This is a genomic window from Janthinobacterium sp. SUN176, assembly GCF_030587335.1.
Classification (GTDB): domain Bacteria; phylum Pseudomonadota; class Gammaproteobacteria; order Burkholderiales; family Burkholderiaceae_D; genus Janthinobacterium; species Janthinobacterium kumbetense.
This window is the reverse complement of record NZ_JAPWIA010000008.1, coordinates 15673-35843: the sequence shown is the minus strand read 5'-3', so window position 1 is coordinate 35843 and position 20171 is coordinate 15673. Positions and strand designations below refer to the sequence as shown.

The window sequence follows — 20171 nt, the reverse complement described above, 5'->3', positions numbered from 1 at the left end:
CGGCACGCCCCTAAAGCGCCGGGTATGTACGCTAGCGCACGGTCTTGCGCGCAGGGCGCCCCTACGATGAAGTTGAGAAAATCTCCCTACACCCTGAGATTCGTCGCAACGCTCCGGCGCTTCGCTTTCCGTCTTCGCCAGTGTCCGATCGTGTTCTTCCAGACTGGGCCAGCGTGACGGCGGCCGCTGGCTGCCTGCGCGCACCTAGCGAGGCCAAGTTGAAAGAGTACACAGCAGTTGTCACGCAGCAGATCAAGGAACAGATTTCAAAAGTTAAAGAAATCTTCCGCGACCATTCCCTTGCACCGGAAACCTTCGACGCCGCGCGCGACGATGCCTTGCCCTTGCGTTCCGAATTATTCAGCGCCATGCAGATGGCCGTCCACGGCAAGCACGTGGCTGCCGGCCATGCGGTGGGACGGCATCATGGGCGCGACCGCCTGCTGGCGCGCCTGGCCGACAATGCGGCCCTGATCACGGCCACCGTCAACGAGCTGACGGCGACCGTCAAAAGCGGGCGCCAGGTCACGCCCGCCTCGGAATGGCTGCTCGATAATTTCTATCTGATCGAAGAGCAGATCCGCACCACGCGGCGCCACCTGCCGAAGAACTACAGCAAGGAGTTGCCACGGCTGACGTCCGGCGCGGACGCGGGCTGCCCGCGCGTGTACAAGATCGCGTTGGAAATCATCTCGCACGGCGATGGCCGCGTCGACCTGGAAAACCTGTGCCACTTCGTCGAGGCTTATCAGGACGTGGCCACCTTGACCCTGGGTGAACTGTGGGCCGTGCCCATCATGCTGCGCCTGGCCCTGATCGAAAACCTGCGCCGCGTCGCCGCGCGCGTGGCCGACGACCGCATGCAGCGCGACCTGGCCAATACCTGGGCCGACCAGATGACGGAGATCGCCGAGCGCAATCCCAGCGGCTTGATCCTGCTGGTGGCCGACATGGCCCGCTCGAATCCGCCGATGACCAGCGCCTTCGTGGCCGAATTGTCGCGCCGCCTGCAGGGACAAAGTTCGTCACTGACCCTGGCGCTGTCGTGGCTGACGCACAAGCTGGCCGAGTCGGGCCTCACCATCGAGCAGCAGATCCAGTCCGAAATCGGGCAGCAGGCGGCCGACCAGGTGTCGATCGCCAACAGCATCGGCAGCCTGCGTTTTCTCGGCACCATGGATTGGCAGGAATTCGTCGAGACCATGAGCGTCGTCGAGCAGACCCTGCGCCTCGATCCGGCCGGCACCTATGGCTTGATGGATTTCGCCACGCGCGACAGCTACCGCCACGCCATCGAACGCATCGCCAGGCGCAGCGCGCGCAGCGAAGTGGAAGTGGCCGAGATGGTGGTACAGCTGGCGCACACGCACGGCAACGGCAATGATGCGCGCCGCGGCCACATCGGCTTTTACCTGGTGGGGCGCGGCGTGCTGGTGCTGGAAAAGCAGGCCGGCGCGAAACTGCCCTTCATCGAGGCGCTGCAGCATACGGCGCGCGCGGCGCCGCTGGCCGTCTACCTGGGCGCGATCTCGTTCCTGACCCTGGCGACGAGCGCCTTGCTGCTTGAGCGCGCCGTGCGCCATGGCGTGCAGGGCTGGCCCCTGACGGCGCTGGGCGTGCTGGCACTGCTGGGCAGCAGCCAGCTGGCCGTGGCCGTGGTGAACTGGCTGGCGACCCTGATGACGTCGCCGCATCCGCTGCCGCGCATGGATTACCAGGCCGGCATTCCATCGGATGCGCGCGGCATCGTCGTCGTGCCGACCCTGATCTACAGCGAGGACAACGTGGCGGCTCTGTGCGAGGCGCTGGAAGTGCGTTATCTCGCCAACCGCGACCCGAACCTGCGCTTTTGCCTGCTGACGGACTTTGTCGACGCGCAGGCGCAAACGATGCCGGGCGACGAAGCCCTGCTGCGCCAGGCGCAGGACATCATCCGCGGCCTGAACGAGAAATACCGCGTGGAGGGTGTCGCGTTCAAGGAAAACGGCGATCCGGCCGGCCCCGAAGAGCTGGGCCATGTGGGGCCGTTCCTGCTGCTGCACCGTCCGCGCCTGTGGAATTCGCAGCAGAATGCGTGGATGGGACAGGAGCGCAAGCGCGGTAAATTGTCCGACCTGCACGCGTTTTTGCGCGGCGGCGCGCGCGACAAATTCTCGCTGGTGGAAGGCGAGTTGCGCGGCCTGCGCACGATCAAATACGTGATCACGCTCGACACGGATACGCAGCTGCCGCGCGATGCGGCGCGCGAATTCATCGCCACCATGATGCACCCGTTGAACCGTCCCGTGCTGGATGCGGCCGGCACGCGCGTGGTGGCCGGCTACGGCATCCTGCAGCCGCGCGTGGCCGTGGCGTTGCCCAGCGCGAACGCGTCGCGCTACGAGCTGCTGTGCGGTGGCGAGCCGGGCATCGACCCCTACACGCGCACCGTGTCGGACCTGTACCAGGACGTGTTTTATGAAGGCTCCTTCATCGGCAAGGGCATCTACGATCTCGACATGTTCGAGCGCGTGCTGGGCCAGCGCCTGCCCGACAATAAGATCCTCAGCCACGATTTATTGGAAGGCTGCTACCTGCGCGCCGGGCTGCTCAGCGACTCGCAACTGTACGAGGAATATCCGGCCCGCTATGACGCCGACGTGAGCCGGCGCCAGCGCTGGATACGCGGCGACTGGCAGCTGCTCGGCTGGCTGCTGGGCCGGGTGCCGGGCCGCGCCGGCAAGCGCGAACGCAATCCCCTGTCGATGCTGTCGCGCTGGAAGCTGTTCGACAACCTGCGCCGCAGCGTCGTGGCGCCGGCCACCACCTTGTCGCTGCTGCTGGTGTGGGGCTTCCTGCCGCACGTGGCCTTCTGGAGTGCAGCGGTCCTGGCCATCATCTTCCTGCCGCCCGTGTTTTCCGCCCTGTACGATTTGCTGCGCAAACCGCGCGACACCCTGTGGCGCCAGCATCTGGCCGCCTTCGAGCGGCGCTGCGGCGTGCAGTTTTCGCACGCCATGCTGACGCTCGTCTTCCTGCCGTACGAAGCGTGGATCAGCCTGGACGCCATCGCGCGCACCCTGTGGCGCCTGGGCGTCTCGCACAAGCACTTGCTCGACTGGCGCGCCTCGAACCTGCACACATCGTCAGGTTCGCAGGCCGACAGCTGGCGCGCCATGTGGTGCTCGCCCGCGCTGGCGCTGGCTGCCTTTGGCGGCTTGCTGGCCTGGCGCCCGCAAGCCTTGCCGGCCGCCGCCGTGGTACTGCTGTTGTGGCTCGTCGCACCCGCCATCGCCTGGTGGATCAGCCGCCCCATCGAGCGGGCCGTGGCGCGCCTGTCGGCCGAGCAGGGACGCTTCCTGCACGGCGTGGCGCGCAAGACCTGGGCGTATTTCGATACCTTCGTCGGTCCCGATGACCACTGGCTGCCGCCCGATAATATGCAGGAGCATCCGAACCTGGTGGTGGCGCACCGCACCTCGCCGACGAATATCGGCCTGGCGCTGCTGGCGAATTTGACGGCCTACGATTTCGGTTACCTCACCCTGGGCCAGTTGATCGAGCGCAGCCGCGCCACCCTGCACAGCATGGGCGAACTGGAACGCTTCCAGGGCCATTTCTATAACTGGTACGACACGCAAACGCTCAAGGCGCTGCAACCGATGTACATTTCGACGGTCGACAGCGGCAACCTGGCCGGCCATCTGCTGACCTTGCAGCCGGGACTGGTGGAACTGTACGACGCGCCCATCATCGGCGCGCAGGTGGTGCAGGGCATCCGCACGACGGCGCAGGTACTGCAGGAATTCATCGCCGCCGAAGGCGAGGGCAAGGCCATGCGCGACAGCATGAGCCTGCTGCAGGCAGCGGCAAATCCCGCCACCCTGGGCGAATGGCATGCCTACCTGGGCGCGGTGAATGGCGCCGCCGACGCGTTGCTATCGCTGACACTGCAAAGCGGGGATGGCGAACTGGCCATGTGGGCGGGTGCGCTGGCGCGCCAGTGCCGCGCGGCGCTGGCCGAATTGCTGCAACTGGCACCGTGGGCGGGGCAGGTGGATGTCGATGCGGTGCTGATGCGCGTGCTGACATTGCGCGAACTGGCCAACCTGGAAACACCGGAAGGCCTGCCTGCCGAGCTGGCCGCCTTGCTGGCGCAGGGCCGCGACCAGGCGGGACGCCACATGCGCGACATCGCCCACGCGGCGGGCCAGGCGCGCGACTTTGCGCAGATCGAATACGCGTTCCTGTACAACCCGTCGACAAAACTGCTGGCCATCGGCTACAACGTCAGCGAACGGCGCCTGGACCCCAGCTACTACGATTTATTGGCCTCCGAAGTGCGCCTGGCCAGCTTCATCGCCATCGCCCAGGGGCAGCTGCCGCAGGAGCACTGGTTCGCCCTGGGCCGCCAGCTGTGCATGGTGGCGGGGCAACCTGTGCTGCTGTCGTGGAGCGGCTCGATGTTCGAGTACCTGATGCCGCTGCTGGTGATGCCGAATTATCCGAACACCCTGCTCGACCAGACGTACCACTCCGTCATCGAGGCGCAGATCGATTACGGACGCCAGCGCGATGTGCCGTGGGGGATTTCCGAGTCCGGCTACAACACGGTCGACGCCAGCCTGAATTACCAGTACCGCGCGTTTGGCGTGCCAGGGCTGGGCTTGAAGCGGGGCCTGGCCGACGACTTGGTGGTGGCGCCGTACGCCAGCATGATGGGCCTGATGGTGCAGCCGGAGGCGTCGTGCCAGAACCTGCAGCGGATGCAGGCGGCCGGCTATATGGGCCGCTACGGCTTCTTTGAAGCCATCGATTTCACCACGGCGCGCCTGCCGCGCGGGCAGGGCAGCGCCATCATCCGCTCCTTCATGGTGCACCACCAGGGCATGGGCTTTTTGGCCCTCAGTTACCTGCTGCACGACCGCCCGATGCAGCGCCGTTTCGAGTCCGATCCGCTGCTGCAATCGGCCTTGCTGGTGCTGCAGGAACGCACGCCGCAGGCCGGTGCGTTTTACTCGAACACGGCCGAACTGGCGGTGCTGCGCAGCGGCGTCCCCGAACAGGCCATGCCGATGCGCATCCTTACGCAAGCCAACAGCGCCGTGCCGGAAACGCAGCTGCTGTCGAATGGCCGCTACCACGTCATGGTGAGCAATGCGGGCGGCAGCTACAGCCGCTGGAAAGACCTGTCCGTGACGCGCTGGCGCGAAGACAGCACGCGCGATAACTGGGGCAATTTCTGCTATCTGCGCGACCTCGACGACGGTGCCGTCTGGTCCACCATGTACCAGCCGACCCTGGCCGAGCCGAAGAAATACGAAGTGATTTTTTCGGAAGGGCGGGCCGAGTTCCGCCGCGCCGACCATGGCCTGGACCTGTACACGGAAATCGTCGTCTCGCCCGAGGACGACATTGAAATCCGGCGCACGCGCATCAGCAATAATTCGAACCGCCAGCGGCGCATCGAGATCACCAGTTTTGCCGAAGTGGTGATGGCGCCGGCGGCGGCCGATGCGGCTCATCCGGCATTCAGCAAGCTGTTCGTACAGACGGAAATCCTCGCGCATGAAAATGCGATTTTATGTACGCGCCGGCCCCGCTCGAAGGATGAGCAGATGCCGTGGCTGCTGCATGTGATGACCGTGCACGATATCGAGCGCTACGAAGTCTCGTTCGAGACAGACCGTGCGCGCTTCATCGGCCGTGGCAACACGGCGCAATTGCCGCTGGCGCTGCAGGAAAGCGGGCCGCTCAGTGGCGGCCAGGGTTCCGTACTCGACCCCATCGTGGCCATCCGCTACGTCATCACCTTGGCCCCCGACCAGGCCGTGACGGTCGACAGCGTGACGGGCATGGTCGAGCAGCGCGACGCGGCGCTGCACCTGATCGACAAATACCAGGACCGCCATCTGGCCGACCGCGTGTTCGAACTGGCCTGGACGCACAGCCAGGTGGTGCTGCGCCAGCTGAATGCCAGCGAAGCCGATGCGCAGCTGTATGCGCGCCTGGCCAATGCCGTGATCTATCCGAATGCGGCCCTGCGCGCCGAGGCCAGCATCCTGATCAAGAACCAGCGCGGCCAATCCGGCCTGTGGGCGTATGCCATCTCGGGCGACCTGCCCATCGTGCTGCTGCAGATACGCGATTCGGCCAATATCGAACTGGCGCGCCAGATGGTGCAGGCGCATGCCTACTGGCGCCTGAAAGGGCTGGTGGTGGACCTGGTGATCTGGTACGAGGAGCAGTCGGGCTACCGGCAGCTGCTGCACGACCAGATCATGGGCCTGATCGCCTCGGGCATCGATGCGCAGGCGATCGACCGCCCGGGCGGCATTTTCGTGCGCCTGGCCGAGCAGATCGCCAATGAAGACCGCATCTTGCTGCAATCGGTGGCGCGCGCCATCATCAGCGACTTGCGCGGCACCCTGGCCGAGCAGGTCAAGCGTCCGTCAAGCCCCGTGCTGCGCATGCCGCCGCTGCTGCAGGACCCGGCCCGCGACCACGGCGGCGTGCCGCACCGGGCGCCAAGGCGCGAGCTGATCCTGGAAAATGGCCTGGGCGGTTTCACGCCCGACGGGCGCGAATATGTGATCACCACGGGAGAGAATAAACAGACGCCGGCGCCCTGGTCGAACGTGCTGGCCAATGCGCAATTCGGCACCGTGGTGTCCGAAGCCGGCCAGGCGTATACGTGGAGCGAAAATGCGCATGAATTCCGCCTCACGCCATGGCAGAACGACCCAGTCTCCGACCTGTCCGGCGAAGCATTCTATGTGCGCGATGAGCAGAGCGGCCAGTTCTGGTCGCCGTCGTCCCTGCCCGCGCGCGGCAGCGGCGACTACGTCACGCGCCACGGCTTCGGCTATAGCGTGTTCGAGCACAGCGAAGGGGGCATCGCCACCGAATTGTGCACCTATGTGGCGCTCGATGCGGCCGTCAAATACTCTGTCATCAAGGTGCGTAACGACAGCGGCGTGCCGCGCCGCCTGTCCGTCACGGGCTATGTGGAATGGGTGATGGCCGACCTGCGCGCCAAGTCCGGCATGCACGTGGCCACCGAAGTCGACACGATCAGCGGCGCCCTGTTTGCGCGCAATAACTACAACACGGAGTTTTCGGGCCGGGTCGGCTTTTTCAATACGGATGCCAGCATCCGTTCCATCACTTGCGACCGCAATGAATTCATCGGCCGCAATGGCAGTCTGGCGCAGCCAGCCGCCTTGCGCCGCGTGCGCCTGTCCGGCAAGGCGGGCACGGGATTGGACCCGTGCGCGGCGATCCAGGTGCCGTTCGAGCTGCAGCCGGGGCAGGAGCGCGAAATTGTCTTCCTGCTCGGCGTGGGCGGGCGCCGCAATGCGGACGCCAGCACCATGGTGCAGCGCCATGCAGGCAAGGAAGCGGCCCGCATGGCGCTCGACGCGGTGCGTGCGCACTGGGAAAACACCCTGGGCGCCGTGCGCATCGAGACGCCCGATCCATCGCTCGATGTGATCGCCAATGGTTGGCTGATGTACCAGACCATCGCCTGCCGCCTGTGGGCGCGCAGCGGCTATTACCAGTCGGGTGGCGCCTACGGCTTCCGCGACCAGCTGCAAGATGCGATGGCCATGATCCATACGGCGCCGCAGCTGCTGCGCAAGCACTTGCTGCTGTGCGCGGCGCACCAGTTTGTCGAGGGCGACGTGCAGCACTGGTGGCATCCACCGTCGGACCGGGGCGTGCGCACGCACTGTTCCGACGACTATCTGTGGCTGCCGCTGGCTACTTGCCGTTACGTGATCGCCACGGGCGACGTCAACGTGCTGTCGGAAGTGGCGCCCTTCATCGAGGGGCGCGCCGTCAAGCTGGAAGAGGATTCGTATTACGACCTGCCCGTGCGTTCGGGCGAGTCGGCCGACCTGTACGAGCACTGCGTGCGCGCCATCCGCCATGGCTTGCGCCTGGGTGTGCACGGCTTGCCTCTGATGGGCTCCTGCGACTGGAACGACGGCATGGACAAGGTGGGCGAACATGGCAAGGGCGAGAGCGTGTGGCTGGCGTTCTTCCTGTACGAAGTGCTGCAGCGTTTCGCCGAAGTGGCCGTGCTGCGCGGCGATGCCGCGTTTGCCCAGTTCTGCCGCGATGAAGCGGCGAAACTGGCGGCGAATGTCGAGGAGCATGCGTGGGATGGCGAGTGGTACCGGCGCGCGTATTTCGACGACGGCACGCCACTTGGCTCGCACATGAACGAGGAATGCCAGATCGATTCGATTTCGCAGAGCTGGGGTGTACTGTCGGGCGCGGCCAACAGGGAACGGGTCGCCGGCGCCATGCGCCAGGTCGATGCACGCCTGGTGCGCCGTGATTCCGGCGTGATCCAGCTGCTCGATCCACCATTCGACAAATCCAGCCTGAACCCCGGCTACATCCGCGGCTACGTGCCGGGCGTGCGCGAGAACGGCGGCCAGTACACGCATGCGGCCATCTGGACGGCGATGGCGTTTGCCCGCCTGGGCGATGGCGAAAAAGCGTGGGAACTGCTGCGCATGATCAATCCCGTGCGCCACGGCGTTGACGCGCAGGCGGTGCAGCGCTACAAGGTCGAGCCCTACGTGGTGACGGCCGACGTGTATGCCGTGGCGCCCCACGTGGGACGCGGTGGCTGGAGCTGGTACACGGGATCGTCGGGCTGGCTGTACCGGCTGATCGTCGAATCCCTGCTCGGTTTGACGCGCGAAGCGGACGTGCTGCGCGTGGTGCCGGTCATGCCGGCAGAGTGGAACAGCTTCAAGCTGCATTACCGCTTCGGCGCCAGCAGCTATGCCATCACGGTGGAACAGGCGCAGGGGCGGCCTGCGGGCTTGTTGCTCGATGGCGTGGCGCAGGGGGGCAACAGCATCGCCCTGCGCGACGAGAGCCGCGAGTACGTGGTGCTACTGCTGGTTTAGTCTAGCCGCCGTACCTGCCACGTATCGTATTCGGGCCGGCGCCTGCCAAGCAGCAGGATCAGGCCGGCGCCCAGCAACAGCAGGTCGCGCGTGCGTACGGCGGGCTCGGATTGCGTTGCTGACTGAGGGGGCGTAGGTGCCGCCATGGCAGCGGGGAACTGGCTTGCGCAGGCGACCAGGCACAGCGCCGCCATCTTTCCATTCAAATGCATAGATTCCTCAAGAAAGCGCGGTGACCACCAGGTGGCACCGCGCCAGTATTCATGTCAGCGACATTGTAATTATAGACATGAACATTGTAAATGAGAAATTATTTAAGACTGAGTCAAAAACCCAGCGCCGCTCCCGCGCCCAGCAGGGTCGCCACGCCCAGCACGGCAAACACCAGCGCCGCGATGCCATGCACGAGGCGCAGCGGGACGCGGTTGGCGATCTTGTCACCCAGGTAGACGGCCGGCACGTTGGCCAGCATCATGCCGAAGGTGGTGCCCAGCACGACGGAAACAATGTCGTGATAGCGCGCCGCCAGCGCCACCGTGGCGACCTGCGTCTTGTCTCCCATTTCCGCCATGAAGAAGGCGATCAGGGTGGTCAGGAAGACGCCGTACTTGGCCAATTTGGTTTCGTCTTCATCGAGCTTGTCGGGGATCAGGGTCCAGGCAGCCATCGCCAGGAAGGAGACGCCCAGTACCCAGCGCAGCACGTCGGGCCCCAGCATGCTGGTGATCCAGGCGCCGACGGCGGCGGCAAACGCGTGGTTGGCGATGGTGGCGACGAAAATCGCCAGCACGATGGGCAAGGGCTTGCGGAATTTGGCGGCCAGCAAAAAGGCCAGGAGTTGGGTTTTGTCGCCGATTTCAGCGAGACCGACGATGCCGGTGGAGATGAGGAATGCTTCCATGAGATTGCAAGAGGTACGCGGGCCGGACGAATTAACCAATGATCCACGGGCGACTCCGGCCCATGCGGCCGCCCTGGATCAATGGTCTCGTCAAGTTTTGCAACCACCTGCACCATGGCCTGCGGGCCAATTATGTTGATACAGGTTCCCGCGGCAGGACCGCAGGACGACTACTCCCCAATGTTCGAGGCGCATCATACGCCAATGCCTGCGTCGGCGCCAGTGCCGGCGGGGGATGTTGCGGCCTGGTGTGTGGGACTTCGACAACAATGATCGATTTGCAAACAGACTCGACTTAGAATGCAGTCTGTCCACGACTCCCAGATGGAATGCGCCATGCCGGTCCTTGTCCGCTTGCTTGCCTTGTGTTTGACCTTGTTTGCTCCCTTGTCCGGCCTGTGCGCCGCCGCGCCTTTCGACGACAAGTTCCGCCAGCTCGAAGAATTGCTGCCCACGCCGAATAGCTACCGCACGGCGTCCGGCGCGCCGGGCCACGCCTACTGGCAGCAGCGCGCCGATTACGTAATCCGCGCTACCCTGGACGAAGCGCGCCGCGAAATCACGGCCAGCGAGCAGATCACCTATCACAACCGCTCGCCCGACAGCCTTGCGTATCTGTGGCTGCAGCTGGACCAGAATGGCTTGCGCAAGGACGCCGACCAGCGCCGCGTCCTGAGCGCGCCGTCGCGCCAGGCCTGGCTCAGCAGCAGTGAAGAGGAGGCGCTGAAATTCGAGGACTTGCGCGCCATCCATGCGGGCCGCGAATTTGACGGCGGCTTCAAGCTCACCGCCGTGAAAGCGGCCAGTGGCAAGCCGCTGCCGTATGTGGTCAACCAGACCATGCTGCGTATCGATTTGCCGGTGGCGCTGGCGCCCGGCCAGAGCATCACGTTCAACATCGACTGGTCGTATCAGATCAATGACCAGAAGGTGCTGGTCGAACGCTCCGGCTACGAGTATTTTGAGGACGACAAGAACGCGATTTTCCAGATCGCGCAGTGGTTTCCGCGCATGGCCGCGTATTACGACGCCGTCGGCTGGCAGCACAAGCAATTCCTCGGCTCAGGGGAATTCACGCTGGAGTTTGGCGATTACGAGCTGTATCTGACGGTGCCGGGCGACCATGTGGTGGCCGCCACGGGCGAGCTGCAAAATCCTGCCGCCGTGTTGAGCGCGGCGCAGCGCGAGCGCCTGGCGCGGGCGAAAAACAGCGATACGCCGCTGCTGGTGATCACGCCGGAAGAGGCGATGGCGGCGGAAAAGGGCAAAGCCACGGGCATGAAAACCTGGCACTTCAAGGCGGCCAATGTGCGCGACGTGGCGTGGGCGTCGAGCCGCAAGTTCATCTGGGATGCGCAGGGTTTGAATAGCGGCGGCAAGCGCGTGATGGCCATGTCCTACTATCCGAACGAGGGCAATCCGCTGTGGCAGCAGTACAGCACGCGCGCCGTCGTGCACGCGATCGAGCAGTACAACAAGTACAGTTTCGACTATCCGTATCCGAACGCGATGTCCGTCAACGGCGCCGTGGGCGGCATGGAGTATCCGATGATTTCGTTCAATGGTGGGCGCCCCGTGAAGGACAAGAAAACGGGGGAACGCACGTATTCAAAGACGACCAAATATGACTTGATCGGCGTGATCATCCACGAAGTGGGCCATAATTATTTTCCCATGATCGTCAACTCGGACGAGCGCCAGTGGACGTGGATGGACGAGGGTTTGAATTCCTTCCTGCAGTACCTGGCCGAGCAGGCGTGGGAAGAGCATTTTCCGTCCTGGAATGGCGAGCCGCGCAAGATCGTCGACTACATGCGCAGCCAGAACCAAGTGCCCATCATGACCAATTCCGAGTCCTTGCTGCAGTTCACGGCGAATGCCTACGACAAGCCGGCCACCGCCCTCAACATCCTGCGCGAAACCATTTTAGGGCGCGAGCTGTTCGACTTCGCCTTCAAGCAGTACGCCTTGCGCTGGAAGTTCAAGCGCCCCACGCCCGCCGACTTTTTTCGCACCATGGAAGACGCGTCCGGCACGGATCTGGACTGGTTCTGGCGCGGCTGGTTTTATACCACTGACGCGGTCGACATCAGCATCGACGGCATCAGCGAATATGGCGTGAGCACGAAGAATCCGGAAATCGAAAAAGCGTGGAAGAAGGCGCAGAAGGCCGCGCAGCCCATATCGATCTCGGACCAGCGCAACAAGGCGCTGCCGAAGAAGGTCGACCTCGATCCTGCGCTGAAGGATTTCTATAACCGGCACGATGAATTCACGGTCACCAACAAGGACCGCAACAGCTATGCGGAGGAGCAGGAAACGCTGGAGCCATGGGAGAGAAAGCTGCTGGAACAGCACAACATGGGCAAGCATCTGTACCTGGTCGATTTTTCGAATCTCGGCGGCCTGGTGATGCCGCTGATCCTGGAAATCGAACTGAAAAGCGGCAAGAAGATCATCGAGCGGGTGCCGGCCGAAGTGTGGCGCTACTCGCCGCACAAGATCAGCAAGGTCATCATCACGGACGAGCCGATGGTGGGGCTGGTGCAGGACCCGTACTGGGAGACGGCCGACATCGACATCAGCAATAACGCCTGGCCGAGAAAAATCACGCCATCGCGCCTGGAGCTGTTCAAGCAGGACCGCGACAAGAACAACTTGATGAAGGATGTTAATGTGCCGCTGAAGGCACCCGAGGCCAAGGCCGAAGCCAGGCCGGAAGCAAAATAGGGAAACAGCGCCGGCCAGTCCGGCGCTTTTTCTGCCAGGTCCGCGCTGGAAGTGCTATTCTGCGCGACGCCCCGGCGCACACGGACCGGGGCTTTCGCAAATCATTCAAAAGACGACCATGCAAACTTTGACCTTCCTGCGCGCGCTGGGCTGTGCGCTACTTTGCCAGGTGACCCTGGCCGCGCACGCCGACCCCCTCAGCTACGCGCGCTACGACCAGGTGCGCACGCGCGACCTGCAGCTGGACCTGAAAGCGGATTTCAAGCAAAAGACCTTGAGCGGCTATGCCGAGCTGTCCTTGAACTGGATCGACCCGGCGGCGCGCACCCTGGTGCTCGATACGCGCGACCTGTCGATCGCGAAGGTGCAGGTACAGGACAAGCGCGGCGCATGGCAGATGGCGCCGTACCAGCTGGACAAGGCCGACCCGGAAAAAGGCCAGGCGCTGCGCATCACCACCTCGGGCCAGCCGGGCAAAGTGCGCGTCTACTATCACACGGCCCCCAATGCCATCGCGCTGCAGTGGCTCACGCCGCAGCAGACCATGTCGGGCAAGCTGCCTTTCATGTTCAGCCAGTCGCAAAGTATCAATGCCCGTTCGTGGGTGCCGTCGCAGGATACGCCGGCCGTGCGTTTTACCTATAGCGCGCGCATCGATGCGCCAGCGGGCATGCGCGTCGTGATGAGCGCCGAGAATGATGAAAAGGCGACGGGCAAGGGCGGCTGGAAATTCAGGATGCCGCAGCCGATTCCTTCGTACCTGCTGGCTATCGCCATCGGCGAACTGGAAGTGCGTAAACTCGGCCCCCGCTCGGCCGTGTATGCGGAACCTCCGCGCATCAAGGCCGCCGAATACGAGCTGGCCGACACGGAAAAGATGATCCAGGCAGCCGAAGCACTGTACGGTCCGTATGGCTGGGGCCGCTACGACATGATCGTGCTGCCGCCATCGTTCCCCTACGGCGGCATGGAAAACCCGCGCCTGACCTTCCTCACACCGACCATGATCGCGGGCGACCGCAGCCTGGTCGACCTGATCGCGCATGAACTGGCCCACTCGTGGTCGGGCAATCTGGTCACCAACGCGTCGTGGAAGCACATGTGGCTCAACGAAGGCTTTACCACCTACGTCACGACGCGCATCGTCGAACAGCTGTATGGCAGCGAAGTGGCGCAGATGGGCGTGCAGGTCGACCAGGAAGAACTGGCGGCCTCGATCAAGGAATTGCCGGCAGCGAAAACGGCATTGATCACGCGCGATGCGGACGCCAATCCGGCGGAAACGTACACGGACGACGGCATCATCTACCCGAAAGGCGCCTGGTTCCTGGCCACCATGGAGCGCCGTGCCGGCCGCGCAGTATTCGATCCTTTCCTGCGCGGCTGGTTCGACCAGCACGCGTTCCAGAGCGTGACGACGGAGCAGTTCATCGCCTACCTGCGCAAGAACCTGCTGGCGCAGCATCCGGACGTCATGCCGGAAGCGGAACTCGATGAATGGCTGTATGGCACCGGCGTGCCGGCCAGCGCGCAGCACGTCGTCTCGCCGCGCCTGGCGCTGCTCGACCAGCACCGCGACGCCTGGCTGAAAGGCGAGCTGGCGACGAAGGACCTGGGCATGGACAAGTGGATCGCCATCGAATCGATGCACTTCCTGAACGATATCAACAACAAGGCCAGCGCGGCGCAATTGCGTGAGCTGGATCAGGTCTACGGCGTGGGCAAGAGCGGCAACAATGAAGTGGCGTACCGCTTCTATCTGGCCTCCGTGAACGCCGGCTACGATGTGCGCCAGCCCTTGCAGGCGTTCCTCATGAGCGTAGGCCGCCAGAAGTTCGTCGTGCCCCTGTACAGCGCCTTGATGAAGACGCCGCAGGGCCATGCCTGGGCCAAGGACGTGTATGCGCAGGCGCGCGAACGCTACCACCCGGTGACGCAGGAAAGCGTCGATAAATTGATGGCCGCGCAAGCGCATTGAACCTTCTTTGGACATCCTGACTATGCATACCATGAATCGTCTCGCCGCCGCCATCGTGCTGGCGTTTTCCAGCATCACCGTGCCGGTGCTGGCAGCCGATGCCGTACCTGTCGCTGCCGCCGCATCCGCGCCGGCGCCCGCCTTCGACCTTGACCGCGACGTCGCCACCGCCTTGAAAGTGTTCGACGTGCCCGGCATGGCGATCGCCATCGTCAAGGACGGCAAGGTCGTCACCGCCAGGGGCTTTGGCGTGCGTAAACTCGGCGAGCCGGCCGCTGTCGATGCGCAGACCCTGTTCGAGGTAGCATCGAACTCGAAGGGCTTCACGGCCGCCGCGCTGGCCATGCTGGTCGACGATGGCAAGCTGGCCTGGGACGATCCCGTCACCAAGCACCTGCCCGGCTTCCAGATGCACGATTCCTACGTGACGGGCGCCATGACCGTGCGCGACCTGCTGACGCACCGCAGCGGCCTGGGTCTGGGCGCGGGCGACTTGCTGTGGTGGCCGACCACCACCTTCAGCACCGACGAGATCATCGAGAAGCTGCGCTACATCCGCCCGGCCACGAGTTTTCGCAACAGCTATGCCTACGATAACCTGCTGTATATCGTGGCCGGGAAGATCATCGCCGACAAGGCGGGCAAGAGCTGGGGCGAGGCCATGCATGAGCGCATCCTGGCGCCGCTGGGCATGACGGGCACCACCACCAGCCTGCTTGAAAACGCGGGCAAGCCCGACGTCGCCAGTGCGCACAGCAAGATCGACGGCAAGATCACCGCCGTCAAGTCCATGCCCGTGCCGAACGCCGTGGGCGCCGTCGGCATCAACACGAATGCGGAAGATATCGCCAAGTGGATGATGGTGCTGCTCGACGGCGGCAAGATCGCCGGCGTGAAGGACAAGGACGGCAAGGAAGCGCGTTTGTTCAGCGAAAAGCAGGGCCGCGAAATGTGGACGGCGCAAACGCCGATCAAGATTGCCGAGCCGAAGCCGGCGCTGGCCGCGACGAAACCGAACTTCAGCGCATATGGCCTGGGCTTCCAGTTGCGCGACTACAAGGGCATGAAAGTGGCCATGCACGGTGGCGCGCTGCAGGGATTTTATTCGCGCGTGGTGATGGTGCCGGAAGCAAAGCTGGGCGTGGCCATTCTGACCAATGCGGAAAATGGCGGTTCCATGACGGCGCTGCAATGGCGCATCCTCGACCATTACCTGCAGGCGGCGCCGTCGGACTGGCTGGCGCTGGTGGCCAAGGTGGAGCAGGAGCAGCATGCCGAGGAAGTCAAGAAGCAGGGCAAGGCGTCGAGCGCGCGCGCAGCCAAATCGCAGCCGTCGCTGCCGCTGGCGGCGTACGACGGCGAGTACGAGGATGCCTGGTATGGCAAGGTCGTGATCAAGCCGGAAGGAAAAAAACACATCCTCAGCTTCACGCGCACGCCGGACCTGACGGGCGAGCTGGAACACTGGCAGCACGACACCTTCATCGTGCGCTGGAAAGAGCGCAATTTCAACGCCGATGCGTACGTGACGTTTTCGCTCAATCCCGATGGCAGCATCGACCGCGTGAAGATGGCGCCCGTGTCGGCCGAGACGGATTTCAGCTATGACTTCCAGGACTTGAGCCTGGTGCCGGTGAAGGCGAAGGAAGGCAAGAAGTAAAAGCAGAAGGCCACCGCAAGGTGGCCTTTTTTACGCTATGGCTTGACGAACTTCAGGGTCATGCGGTCGCTCTCGCCGATGGCCGTGTACTTGGCGCGCTCCACATCCTTGTTGGCGTAGGTGGGCGGCAGTGCCCAGACGCCGCCCTCATGGTCCGCCGTATCCTTGGGATTGGCGTTGATTTCCGATTTGGCCGCCAGTTTGAAGCCTGCGCTTTCGGCCAGCTTGATCACATACGCTTCGTGCATGTAGCCGCTGCTGGCCGTGGCATCCTGCGCCTTGTTCGCCGGCAGGCGGTGTTCGACGACGCCGAACACGCCGCCCGGTTTCAGGCTGTCATACACTTCCTTGAACAGGTTTTTCATGCCCTCTTCGCCGATCGGTATCCAGTTGTGGATATTGCGGAAGGTGAGCACCATGTCGGCCGTGCCCTTGGGCGCGATGCGGTAGGTGGTGGGGGGCGCGAAGGCGCCGAGTTCCACCTTGCCGAAAGCGCTCGGGTTGGCGTCGAGTTTTTGCTGGAAGCGCGCCGCGCCACGGCGTGCGCCTTCGCTGCTTGACTGCGGGTCGTTGCCGGCGGCGATCAGCTTGCCGTGGTCGCGCAGGTAGGGCGCCAGGATTTCCGTGTACCAGCCGCCGCCGGGTGCCAGCTCCACCACCGTCATGGTCGGCTTGATGCCGAAAAACGCCAGCGTTTCATACGGGTGGCGGGCGCTGTCGCGCAGCGCGTTGGCCGGCGTGCGCGCACTGCCGGCGATGGCGGCCTTCAGGGCCGCGTCGCCCGCATCGGCAGCCAGCGCCGCGCCGCTGCCGCCACAGGTCAGCATGACCGTCAGGGCCGCGGCCAGGGATACTCGCTTCATCATCATATGCTCCATGCGTGATTGGATCGGTTGGTCAATTGGTGGCGATCGCCATCAACGCTGATCATCGGGCAAGCGCGCTGGCCGGTCAAGCGGATTCCGTACCCCAGGCGGCGGCATACGCGGGTATGTCGCAGGTGTTGAGCGCATCGGCGATGGCCGCGCCACGGCCGTGCGTAAAGGGCAGTTCGCCGGTCCAGACGGCATGTGCCATATCGCCCGCATCGTCGAGCGGGCCGCCCGTGCGCTGCTTGACGGCGCATTCGTCGAGCGCGATGCGCAGCACGGTGGTGGCCGCGTATTCCTTGGCGCTGCCACCGCGCACCTGTGTCAGGCGTCCCGGCGCCAGCTTCTCCATCAGCGCATCCATGGCCGCATGTTGCTGGCCGACGTCGCTGACTTTCTCAAACTGCCCATACACCATCGCCGAGCGGTAGTTCATGGTGTGATTGAAGGCGGAGCGCGCCAGCACCAGGCCGTCGAGATGGCTGACCGTCACGCACGCGTCGCTGTCGAGCAAGAGCTGCTTGAGCATGCGGCTGCCGTTTGAGCCATGGATGTACAGGTGGCCGTCGATGCGCCAGCAGGCGGTCGGGATGCAATGGCTGCCATTGTCGTCGCGAAAAGCGATATGGCACAGATAGGCGGCATCGAGGATGGCGTGCAGGGTGGCCTGTTCATAGCTGGCCAGTTCGGCGACGCGGCGCACGCGGGTACGGGGGCTGGGGGGTAGGGCGGTAGCGGTCATGGTGGAAGTCCCGTTGGTTGAAGAAGCAGGCCGCACTATAATCGGCATCTGGCCCTGAAAAAAGATCCAGAACCGACAAATAATTTAGAGCCACAATGAAAGGGGAAGCATGGACTTCGCTTTGCTGCTGAATGCGTTCGAGCGCACGCACCGCGGGCGGGGCTGGTCGCGCCAGCGCCTGCTGCATGAATGCCTGCGCGCGGCGATCCGCGGCGGCCAGCTGGCGCCCGGCACGCGGCTGGCCGCCACGCGCGTGCTGGCGGCCGAACTGGGACTGGCGCGCAATACGGTGCTGTACGCCTACGAGCAGCTGGCCAGCGAAGGATTTGTCTTGCCGGACCGGCGCGGCACCGTCGTCGCCGGCAGCGCCGGTGTGCCGGCGGCCGCGCCTGCGGCAGGGGGCAACGGTGGCTTGTCCCGCCGCGCGCGGCATTTGCGCGGCGTGGCGGGACAGGATGTGAATGCGTCGGTCGTGTTTCCCGCTGACGCCATGGGCGCGTTTGCGCCTGGCGTACCGGCGCTCGATGAGTTTCCGCTGGCGCAGTGGCGGCGCATGTTGGACCGCGCCTGGCGCGCGCTGACGCCGCGCCAGCTCAATTACGGCGACCCGGCCGGCGAGCCGTCGTTGCGCATGGCCATTGCCGAGCATTTGCGCGCCGCGCGCGGCGTCGTCTGCGATGCGGGCCAGGTGTTCATCACGGACGGCACGCAAAGCAGCCTCGATGTCTGCCTGCGCGCCTTTGCCGACCAGGGCGACACCTTGTGGATCGAGCATCCAGGCTATGGCGGCGCGCTGGCGGCGGGCCGTGGCGCGGGCTTGCAGGTGACCGGTATCGCGGTCGACATGGATGGCATCGCACCGACGGATGACGACTGGCGCGACACGCCGCCGCGCCTCATCTACACCACGCCGTCGCACCAGTATCCGACGGGCAGCGTGCTCAGTCCCGCGCGCCGCATGGCGCTGCTCGAACGCGCCCGCGCGGCCGGCGCCCTGATTATCGAAGACGATTACGACAGCGAGTTTCGCCATGGCGGCCCACCCCTGGCCGCGATGCATGGACTGGTGGCCGACGCGCCCGTCGTGTACCTGGGGACCTTCAGCAAGACCATGTTTCCCGCCTTGCGCATCGCCTTTGTCGTCGTGCCGGCCGCGCTGGCAGGGGCCTTCGCACAGATGCAGGCGCAGGGCGCCGCGCGGGGGAGGGTGGCGGAACAGCTGGCGCTGGCCGAGTTCCTGCGCAGCGGCCTGTTTGCGCGCCACGTGCGGCGCATGCGCCGGCTGTATCGCCAGCGCCGCGATGCCTTGAGCGAGGCGCTGCAGCGCCATGCGTGCGCGGGCGCATCCATCCATGGCGGCACGGCCGGCATGCACCTGGCGCTGCGTTTCCATGATCGCGCATGGGATGACCTGGCGCTGAGCCGCAGCGCCGCGCAGGACGGCATCGTGGCTCTGGCCCTGTCCGCGCATGGCACGGGAGATGCGGGGGGCTGGAACGGTTTCCTGCTCGGTTATGCCCAGGTGCCGGCCGAGAACATGGATGGCCTGGCGCGCCGCCTGGGTGGACTGCTGCCGGCGTGATGCAGCTACCTTATTGCTGGTCCTGCATCCACTGCTTTAGGCCGTTGACCCAGTTCTTGGCGGGCAGGTTGAACTGCTTCTTGATGGTGCCGGCGCGTTCGTATAAATCGCTGAAGTCGAGCGACGGCGATTTTTTGAAGGCCAGCACGACGATGTTTTCATCTTCCATTTCCGGTACCCAGACGACGGCGTCGAAAACCAGCTCCATCGCCTGCAGATTCTTGTCGTAGTTGGGGAAGTCGCCGAAGACATTCGTGCACATGATGCCGTCGTCCGTCAGGCAGTCGAAGCAAGCCTGGTAGAACTCGGGCGTGTCGAGCACGGGGCCGCGCGCGTCTTCGTCGTACAGGTCCACTTGCAGCGCATCGACGGTGCCGTGGTTGGCCGGATCAAGCACGAAGTCGAGCGCATTCATTTCGCGCACGTCGAGGCGCGCGTCGTTCGGCGGCAGCGCGAACTGGGCGCCGCAGATGGCGATCACGTTCGGATTGAGTTCGATGGCCGTGACCGTGGCGTCGGGGAAGCGGCGGTAGCTGAATTTGGTCAGCGCGGCGCTGCCCAGGCCCAGCTGCACGATGCGTTTGGGCTGCGTCTTGAACAGCATCCACATCATCATCATCTGCACGTATTCGAGCTCGATGGCGTCGGGTTTGTCCAGGCGCATGGCGCCCTGCACCCACTTGGTCCCCAGGTGCAGGTAGCGGATGCCGCGGTGTTCGGTGGTGGTGGCAGGCGGGTGGCCCGGGTGGCTGAAAGCGGTATGGCTGGTGGAGGTGAAGTCGGTCGTCATGGCGCCAGTT

At 64.4% G+C, this 20171-nt stretch carries 10 protein-coding genes and 1 riboswitch; of the genes, 5 read left to right on the top strand and 5 right to left on the bottom strand.

Annotation, left to right across the window (positions count from 1 at the left end):
* Window positions 1-281: 281 nt before the first annotated feature.
* On the top strand, window positions 282-8909 hold the full coding sequence (locus tag O3299_RS27785) for a GH36-type glycosyl hydrolase domain-containing protein (protein WP_370385317.1): 8628 nt from the start codon (window positions 282-284) through the stop codon (window positions 8907-8909).
* Here the strand turns inward: O3299_RS27785 and O3299_RS27780 are convergent.
* Together O3299_RS27780 and O3299_RS27775 are read right to left on the bottom strand one after the other, a co-directional pair.
* A complete protein-coding gene (locus tag O3299_RS27780) occupies window positions 8906-9121 on the bottom strand; it encodes a hypothetical protein (RefSeq protein WP_305053821.1) in 216 nt (71 codons plus the stop codon). The two genes, O3299_RS27785 and O3299_RS27780, sit on opposite strands and share 4 nt — an antisense overlap.
* A gap of 113 nt (window positions 9122-9234) precedes the next feature.
* Window positions 9235-9810: a TMEM165/GDT1 family protein gene (locus tag O3299_RS27775; protein ID WP_099665756.1), complete on the bottom strand. Its 576-nt coding sequence runs from the start codon at window positions 9808-9810 to the stop codon at window positions 9235-9237.
* Between the two features lie 9 nt (window positions 9811-9819).
* Window positions 9820-10001: riboswitch (yybP-ykoY riboswitch) on the bottom strand.
* Window positions 10002-10146: 145 nt separating this feature from the next.
* On the opposite strand from O3299_RS27775, the gene O3299_RS27770 reads away from it, so the two are divergent.
* The 3 genes from O3299_RS27770 (at window position 10147) to O3299_RS27760 (ending at window position 16178) form a co-directional block, all read left to right on the top strand.
* Window positions 10147-12540 (top strand): M1 family aminopeptidase, encoded by a 2394-nt coding sequence (locus O3299_RS27770; RefSeq protein ID WP_099668276.1) that lies wholly within the window; start codon window positions 10147-10149, stop codon window positions 12538-12540.
* A gap of 118 nt (window positions 12541-12658) precedes the next feature.
* The gene (locus O3299_RS27765; protein ID WP_305063661.1) at window positions 12659-14518 is read left to right on the top strand and encodes a M1 family metallopeptidase; all 1860 of its coding nucleotides are present in this window, start codon (window positions 12659-12661) and stop codon (window positions 14516-14518) included.
* Between the two features lie 22 nt (window positions 14519-14540).
* Complete coding sequence (locus O3299_RS27760; protein ID WP_305063660.1) at window positions 14541-16178, top strand: serine hydrolase; 1638 nt, start codon at window positions 14541-14543, stop codon at window positions 16176-16178.
* A 35-nt stretch (window positions 16179-16213) separates the two neighbouring features.
* Here the strand turns inward: O3299_RS27760 and O3299_RS27755 are convergent, their stop codons facing one another.
* Together O3299_RS27755 and O3299_RS27750 are read right to left on the bottom strand one after the other, a co-directional pair.
* A complete protein-coding gene (locus tag O3299_RS27755) occupies window positions 16214-17041 on the bottom strand; it encodes a class I SAM-dependent methyltransferase (protein ID WP_305063659.1) in 828 nt (275 codons plus the stop codon).
* An 88-nt stretch (window positions 17042-17129) separates the two neighbouring features.
* Window positions 17130-17789 (bottom strand): pyridoxamine 5'-phosphate oxidase family protein, encoded by a 660-nt coding sequence (locus O3299_RS27750; protein WP_305063658.1) that lies wholly within the window; start codon window positions 17787-17789, stop codon window positions 17130-17132.
* A 109-nt stretch (window positions 17790-17898) separates the two neighbouring features.
* Here O3299_RS27750 and O3299_RS27745 point away from each other — a divergent pair, with 109 nt between their 5' ends.
* Entirely contained in the window at window positions 17899-19371 is a 1473-nt protein-coding gene (locus O3299_RS27745; RefSeq protein WP_099665752.1) for a PLP-dependent aminotransferase family protein, read from the top strand.
* Window positions 19372-19381: 10 nt separating this feature from the next.
* On the opposite strand, the gene O3299_RS27740 is transcribed toward O3299_RS27745, so the two are convergent.
* Window positions 19382-20161, bottom strand: a complete 780-nt coding sequence (locus O3299_RS27740; protein WP_099665751.1) for a spermidine synthase — start codon at window positions 20159-20161, stop codon at window positions 19382-19384.
* Window positions 20162-20171 lie beyond the last annotated feature (10 nt).